Genomic DNA, 6475 nt, shown 5'->3' with positions numbered 1-6475 from the left:
CCACCTCGCGATGGACACCTTTGCCTTCGGCTCGTGGTTCCGACTACTACGGCCCACAGCGGATTTTCACCGCCTAGTTAGCGCCCATGCCGGGCGCACGACTAAAAGAGCACTACCTCGGCGTAAACAAGCCAAGGTAGTGCTCTTATTTAAATCAGATTAATTACCAGATCGGTAATCCGAGGATTACTTCAATGGCTTCCATTGCCAAGCGTTAACTTCTGGCAAATCGGTTCCGACTTCACGGATGTAAGCATTGTGCTTAGCAACCATGTCGTCCATCCGTTGTGCGAAGTAGGCGCCCTTAATGGCATATTCATCGATATCATCAACGGCTTCCTTAGCCAAGTGGTAACGATCCAAGTGGTTCAGGACACGCATGTCAAATGGCGTGGTAATGTCCCCGTTTTCACGGTAACCATGAACGTGAAGGTTGTGGTTGTGACGATCGAAGAACAAGTCCTTGATCAAACCTTCGAAACCGTGGAAGGCGAAGATAACTGGCTTGTCTGTCGTAAACAGACGGTCGAATTCTTCGTCGGAAATCCCACGAGGGTCCAACTTAGGAGAACGCAACTTCAACAGGTCAACCACGTTGATGAAGCGAATCTTCATTTCTGGGAATTCATCATGCAACAATGAGATTGCGGCTAAGGATTCCCAAGTTGGTTCGGTACCAGCGGCAGCGAAGACAACGTCAGGTTCTTGACCTTGGTCCGTAGAAGCCCAGTCAATGTAGCCCAACCCATTGTGAACCAGGTTCGTGGCTTCATCAATGGAGAACCATTGTGGACGTGGGTGCTTGGAAGTAACGATGATGTTAATCTTTTCGCGGCTCCGGAAAGCAACGTCACCAACGGCTAACAAGGTGTTGGCATCGGCTGGCAAGTATTCACGGATAAAGGCTGGCTTCTTTTCGGCCATGTGGGTCAACATCCCAGGATCTTGGTGGGTGTAACCGTTGTGGTCTTGCTGGAAGACAGTTGACGTGTCAACGAAGTTCAAGGATGGGTAATCATGACGCCATTCTTGTTCCGCAGCCTTACGTAACCACTTGAAGTGTTGGGTTAACATGGAATCCACGACCCGACCGAATGATTCGTAGGTAGCGAAGAAGCCATGACGACCAGTCAGAACGTAACCTTCCAACCAACCTTCAGCTTGGTGTTCGGACAGTTGAGAATCGATGACCCGGCCTTCATGTGCCATGTTTTCATCGTTAGGTTCCTTGATGTCTTCCATCCATTGACGCTTCCCGTAGTCCAGCATAGCGTAAAGCCGGTTAGACTTGGATTCATCAGGACCAAAGGCACGGAAGGAATCTGGGTTCAACTTCATGGTGTCGGCCAAGTACTTGGACCAAACCAACATGTCTTGGGCAATCGTCTTGCCATGTTCAGTCGTGTCCACGGCGTACTTCTTGTAGTCAGGGAGCTTCAATGGTTGTGGCTTGATCCCACCATTAGTGATTGGGTTCATGGCCATCCGTTGTTCACCCTTAGGTGCCATGTCACGGACTTCTTGCTTAACAGAACCGTCTTCATTGAAGAGTTCTTCTGGCTTGTAAGACTTCAACCAGTTAACCAACATGTCGGCGTGTTCCATATCGCCAGCGGCAACAGGAATTGGCACTTGGTGAGCACGGAATGAGCCTTCAATTGGGTTACCATCCAAGTCAGCCTTAGGACCAGTCCAGCCCTTAGGTGAACGGAAGATAATCATTGGCCAGTTAGGCAATGAATCATCGTTGTTTTCACGAGCATGCTTTTGGATAGCCTTAATCTTCGTGATGACTTCGTCCATCGTCTTAGCCATGTCTTCGTGAACCCGCATGTAGTCGGTGTCGCCGACGTCGATTTCAACAAAGTGAGGGTCCCAACCCATTCCTTCGAAGTACTTGGTTAAGTCTTCGTCGGACATCCGTGATAGGATGGTTGGGTTAGAGATCTTGAACCCGTTCATGTTGATGATTGGCAGAACCGCACCATCTTTGATTGGGTTGATAAACTTGTCAGAGAACCATGAAGCTGCCAGTGGGCCAGTTTCGGATTCCCCATCACCAATTTCAACAGCGGCGATCACGTCTGGGTTGTCTAAGATGGCACCAGTACCGTGTGACAGGCTGTAACCAAGTTCCCCACCTTCGTGGATAGAACCTGGCGTTTCAGGTGCGGCATGGGAAGCCACGCCACCTGGGAAGGAGAATTGCTTGAATAAACGCTTCAAGCCTTCTTCGTCTTGAGAAATGTTTGGATAAATTTCACTGTAGCTACCATCAAGATATGAGTTAGAAACCATAACTTGGCCACCGTGACCTGAACCTTCAATGTAGAACATATTCAGGTTGTACTTTAAGATTGCCCGGTTTAAGTGAGCATAGATAAAGTTTTGAGAAACAATGGTCCCCCAGTGTCCAATTGGCTTGATCTTCACGTCATCAGAGGTTAAGTCACGCTTCAATAATGGGTTGTCACGCAAGAATAACTGACCTACTGATAAGTAGTTTGCTGCACGCCAGTACTTGTCAACGCCTTCCAAGTAACTCTTGGAGTCGAAGTCTGCATTTGCCATGTAATTAACACTCCTTCTTTGAATTTGTAACTGCACAATCTAGTTGATAGAACTTAACGTAAAATTTATCTCGTAATGACTACCGGGATGCTTTTTACAACTATCATAATAACGCTTTTTAAATAAAAGTCAACCTTTTTGACAATTGGACCGTATCAATTTACGAAAAAGTCGAACCTCTTAACAAATCCTTGTCCCGCCTGACTTAATTGCCAGTTGCGGGCTTATTTACGGTGGCTTTTTCATTCAAATAAATTATACCAATATAAGGATACGCCCGGATAATGTTCGTGTTATGCTAATCCCTAAACTAGACCAATAAAAAAATGACCCCTTCTCAGGCGTCATTTTTCATTGCTTATTCTTCATCTAATGAAACAAAGGTGTTATAGTTCAAATATTGATAGTGTAGGCGCATGTTGGACACTTCAAACGGCGTACCATCATCTAGGAAGAAAACACCCTCCATAATGCCCACGGGTTCCACGGGTTTTAGATTCAATAAGTTTTGATCATCCGCCGTGGAGGGCTGCGTTCGAATGGACATGAACGACTTGGTGACGACTTTTCCTTGCGACTCTAAATAGTTAAAGATCGACTCCGAAACGGTCTTTTGGGACAGGTTCGGCGCAATCTTAATGGGAATATAGCCCGTTTCAATCATAAACGGCTTGTCCTCAAACAACCGGAGTCGTTTAATCTCATAGACAAAGTCCCCTTCAGCCAAGAACAAATCCTGCTGAATTTCCTTGCTAGCGGGAATAACGTCGAATTTGAGCAAACGAATGCCCGGCGTCGTGCCCGCCGACTTCATACTGTCAGTAATCCCTAAATTTGACCCCTCATATTGAAAAATCGATTGGTTTTTCATATATAATGGGTTAATGAAGGTTCCCGAACCCCGCTTTTTAAAGATAATCCCCTGGTTGGCGAGCACACTGAGCGCCCGCTTAACTGAGCTGCGACTGACCCCATACGCTTCGCTCAGGCTTCGTTCATCTGGCAGCCGCTTATTGGGAAATTCATTTTGATGGATGCGTTGTTTTAAGTCCCGCATGACCTGTCGATAGACTAAATCTGCCATGATATCTCCTCATAACTCTTCAACTAGACTTCTACTGTGATAGAGTATAACAGGTTTTGGCGGCGGTGTCTGCTTTTATCAGGAAACAACCGTTCCATTTGTTTTTAAAGTGCGGTCCAATTTTGAAATTTTTGTAGTGAAAGGTGAGTCAAATGGCTAAGAAAAAGAAAGGCAAACGTCTGCACAAGACGCTAGTTGAACAGATTCTCGATAAAAACAAGGTGGCTTATAAGCAAATTGAATTTGCGACCCACATCAAAGGGGACGTGGCTCAAATGGAAGTCGACCACGCCCAGGTCGAGGAACACCGCATTTATAAGACGCTGGTGCTCAGTGGGCCGACTACCGGCCCCGTCGTTGGTGTCGTCCCGATTGACGAACACCTCAACGAAAAGAAACTAGCGAAGGCGTCCGGTAATAAAAAAGTCGATATGGTGCCCCTAAAGGATCTGGTCAAGACCACGGGCTATGAACACGGCGCCAATACGCCGGTGGGTATTTGGGAAAAGAATCACTTCCCCATCTACTTCGATAACTCCGCCAAGGAACAAGGGACGATTCTCGTATCATCTGGACAGATTGGCCGGTCAGTTGAATTAGACGCCACGGACCTCGCCAACCTGGTTCATGGCACGTTCACCGACCTACTGGAGTAACCATGAATACCGACCTGAGCCTGATCTTAAAAAATCTCGATCTCGTGGGGCTAGACCTCCTGGTGATCCCCTTTATCTTTGTCACTCTGCTTACCTATCTGAACCGCGACACCAAGAAATTCTTGGCCAACGGGTTAGGGGTCAACAGTGAACTTTATCTGGGGTTCATCGGCATCTTTCTTCACGAACTCAGTCACCTCTTGGTCGCCATTATCTTTGGCCACCGTATCGATCAGGTGCGGTTACTCAAGCGGCCCCATCCCCAGCAAATCGGCGCGGATGGTAACCCCGACCTCGCGTTGGGCTACGTCAATCACACGTGGAATCGCCGCAATTGGTACCAGACCACCGGCAATCTTTTCATTGGGATTGCCCCCATCTTCGGCTGCGCACTGGTCCTCTTGGGACTAACGGCCCTGCTGATTCCCAGTCTCTTCACCGGCATGCTTACGCTCGTGGCCGACCCCTTCAATCTGGATTGGAACGGCTTCATCGCCGCGCTGGGTGGGGACCGTCATCCCCTCATCCGCTGGTTCATCATGATTTTGCTATCGTTAAATATCAGCATTGGTGGCTTTGACCTCAGTGCCGCCGACTTTGCCAATTCACGGATTGGCCTGATTGGCTTTGTGACGGTATTCGTGGTAATCACCGTGATTTTAACCATGGGCAATATCGCCACTGGTTATTTACGCGTCATCACAGCCGCGGTGATTCTGTTGGCCCTAATTCTGGGCTACGCGCTGTTGGTCTCACTGCTCACCAATCTGGTGGTGCGCCTTGCTTTTCAGATAAAGATTCATTGATACCCCACGTGGGGCAAAGGACTGGTCCGAAGCCCCGCTGAGTTGTGACCGACGTTTCAGCAATTTATCTTCGAAGACATCAAGAGCCTGGGCATTTTGTCCAGGCTCTTTTGTGTTATCGAGATATTTATTTTTACGGCGAATTAGCCAGCCACCTCGCTGCTGGTCCGCTCATCAGTTTATTCATGGGAACATTCGTTCTATCTTTCTAGCTGGCGGCCTGTTATACTACGATTACCGTCACCGTTACCGAGGCCAACCGATTGAGGAGGAACACCATGACCACCACATCTTTCACGCACCTTCGCACCGACCCCAAGCGTCTATTCACCCGAGTTGTCCGCACCAACCATCCCCTAGAGGTGACCCTGGATGCCCATCAGAGTGTCGTTGTTCTCAGCAAATCTCGTTACGAACAACTGCTAGAGCTTAATTACCTATGGCTGGCCGGAACCCTGCCGCACGCCCTTCAGCAGGCACAACAAGTAACGGACCCCACCGCCTCGTCTTAATTCAGTCGATAATCATCGCCATACATCCGCCATTTCAACGGACGCGTCAGCTGATAATTTCCCGCCTGTATCAGTCGCTGCTGTACATTCAGCCGGGAGAGGTCCTTATGGGCGGCCTCGCGCCGCATGACTGGCCGCCGTGCCCGTAGGAAGGCCTTGAGATACTGAGCCTGATTGCCGCCCTGACGCGGTGATTTAGCCAGTTTCAACGCGTGGTGCCGAATACCACCAAAGCTTGTCGCATCATTGCCCGGTCCGTGAACAACGATCGCATCGTAATAGATATATTGACCCAAAGGACTCAGATCATCCTTCTTAGCGGCCGTTAGGGCTGGCTGCAAGTACTGACGATTCAGTAGCCAATTTTCCGCTTGGACCAACTGTGGCGTCTTTGCGGCTTGGCGCCAAGCGCGAACAAAACTCGGTCCCAATCCGCGGTGCGCATCCGTACCCACAACTCGCTTTAAGGCCGGTAAGTAGCACTGTAAGCCATTGTGCCACGGCTTTAGTTGGACATAGCGTTGAATGACCTGCCGTAAATCACCATTTGCGGACGTGAACCCAATAATCCCGGCCGTATATCCGCGACCATCGCCAATATCCTGAATATAGCCATACTGTTCGCGGTAGTTTGTCGTCGAATTCTCAGCACTCGCTACCAGTGAGAAGGTCGTCGCCCGCAGTTGTCCCGTCCGAATTGTCTGCTCCGGTTGATAACCCGGAGCCACGGCTCTTAGCGCGCACCCCGTCAAGGTGAGCAGACTTATTCCCATTAACACCCACCAAAGTTTTTTCCACATGATTGCAGTCCCCAAAATCAAATTATTTATCACTTCTAACCGCCTA

6 protein-coding genes are annotated in these 6475 nt (G+C 48.9%); 3 read left to right on the top strand and 3 right to left on the bottom strand.

The genetic code is table 11. The annotated features are described in order from the left end of the window. Positions 1-186: 186 nt before the first annotated feature. Positions 187-2571: a phosphoketolase gene (locus HEQ50_RS04615; RefSeq protein WP_168899350.1), complete on the bottom strand. Its 2385-nt coding sequence runs from the start codon at positions 2569-2571 to the stop codon at positions 187-189. 358 nt (positions 2572-2929) lie between these two features. After that, positions 2930-3655 (bottom strand): GntR family transcriptional regulator, encoded by a 726-nt coding sequence (locus tag HEQ50_RS04610; protein ID WP_168899349.1) that lies wholly within the window; start codon positions 3653-3655, stop codon positions 2930-2932. Between the two features lie 152 nt (positions 3656-3807). On the opposite strand from HEQ50_RS04610, the gene ybaK reads away from it, so the two are divergent. The 3 genes from ybaK to HEQ50_RS04595 all read left to right on the top strand — a co-directional run bounded on the left by ybaK (position 3808) and on the right by HEQ50_RS04595 (position 5629). Next, positions 3808-4311 carry a Cys-tRNA(Pro) deacylase gene (gene ybaK / locus HEQ50_RS04605; RefSeq protein ID WP_168899348.1) on the top strand — a complete coding sequence of 168 codons (504 nt, stop codon included), beginning with the start codon at positions 3808-3810 and terminating at the stop codon, positions 4309-4311. Between the two features lie 2 nt (positions 4312-4313). Then, positions 4314-5117 carry a hypothetical protein gene (locus HEQ50_RS04600; RefSeq protein ID WP_168899347.1) on the top strand — a complete coding sequence of 268 codons (804 nt, stop codon included), beginning with the start codon at positions 4314-4316 and terminating at the stop codon, positions 5115-5117. Between the two features lie 278 nt (positions 5118-5395). Further along, positions 5396-5629: a type II toxin-antitoxin system Phd/YefM family antitoxin gene (locus HEQ50_RS04595; RefSeq protein WP_168899346.1), complete on the top strand. Its 234-nt coding sequence runs from the start codon at positions 5396-5398 to the stop codon at positions 5627-5629. On the opposite strand, the gene HEQ50_RS04590 is transcribed toward HEQ50_RS04595, so the two are convergent. Then, positions 5626-6429, bottom strand: a complete 804-nt coding sequence (locus HEQ50_RS04590) for a chitosanase (protein ID WP_168899345.1) — start codon at positions 6427-6429, stop codon at positions 5626-5628. The genes HEQ50_RS04595 and HEQ50_RS04590 overlap by 4 nt on opposite strands. Between the last annotated feature and the right edge of the window lie 46 nt (positions 6430-6475).

It is taken from the genome of Lactobacillus sp. HBUAS51381 (genome assembly GCF_012641095.1).
Classification (GTDB): Bacteria; Bacillota; Bacilli; order Lactobacillales; family Lactobacillaceae; genus Levilactobacillus.
The sequence above is the reverse complement of the archived record's forward strand: the minus strand, read 5'-3'. Positions and strand labels throughout refer to the sequence as shown.

Excerpts from the sequence above, each read along its gene's own strand:
- HEQ50_RS04615 (WP_168899350.1), bottom strand. The coding sequence starts at position 2,571 with ATGGCAAATGCAGACTTCGACTCCAAGAGTTACTTGGAAGGCGTTGAC.
- HEQ50_RS04610 (WP_168899349.1), bottom strand. The coding sequence starts at position 3,655 with ATGGCAGATTTAGTCTATCGACAGGTCATGCGGGACTTAAAACAACGC.
- ybaK (WP_168899348.1), top strand. The coding sequence starts at position 3,808 with ATGGCTAAGAAAAAGAAAGGCAAACGTCTGCACAAGACGCTAGTTGAA.
- HEQ50_RS04600 (WP_168899347.1), top strand. The coding sequence starts at position 4,314 with ATGAATACCGACCTGAGCCTGATCTTAAAAAATCTCGATCTCGTGGGG.
- HEQ50_RS04595 (WP_168899346.1), top strand. The coding sequence starts at position 5,396 with ATGACCACCACATCTTTCACGCACCTTCGCACCGACCCCAAGCGTCTA.
- HEQ50_RS04590 (WP_168899345.1), bottom strand. The coding sequence starts at position 6,429 with ATGTGGAAAAAACTTTGGTGGGTGTTAATGGGAATAAGTCTGCTCACC.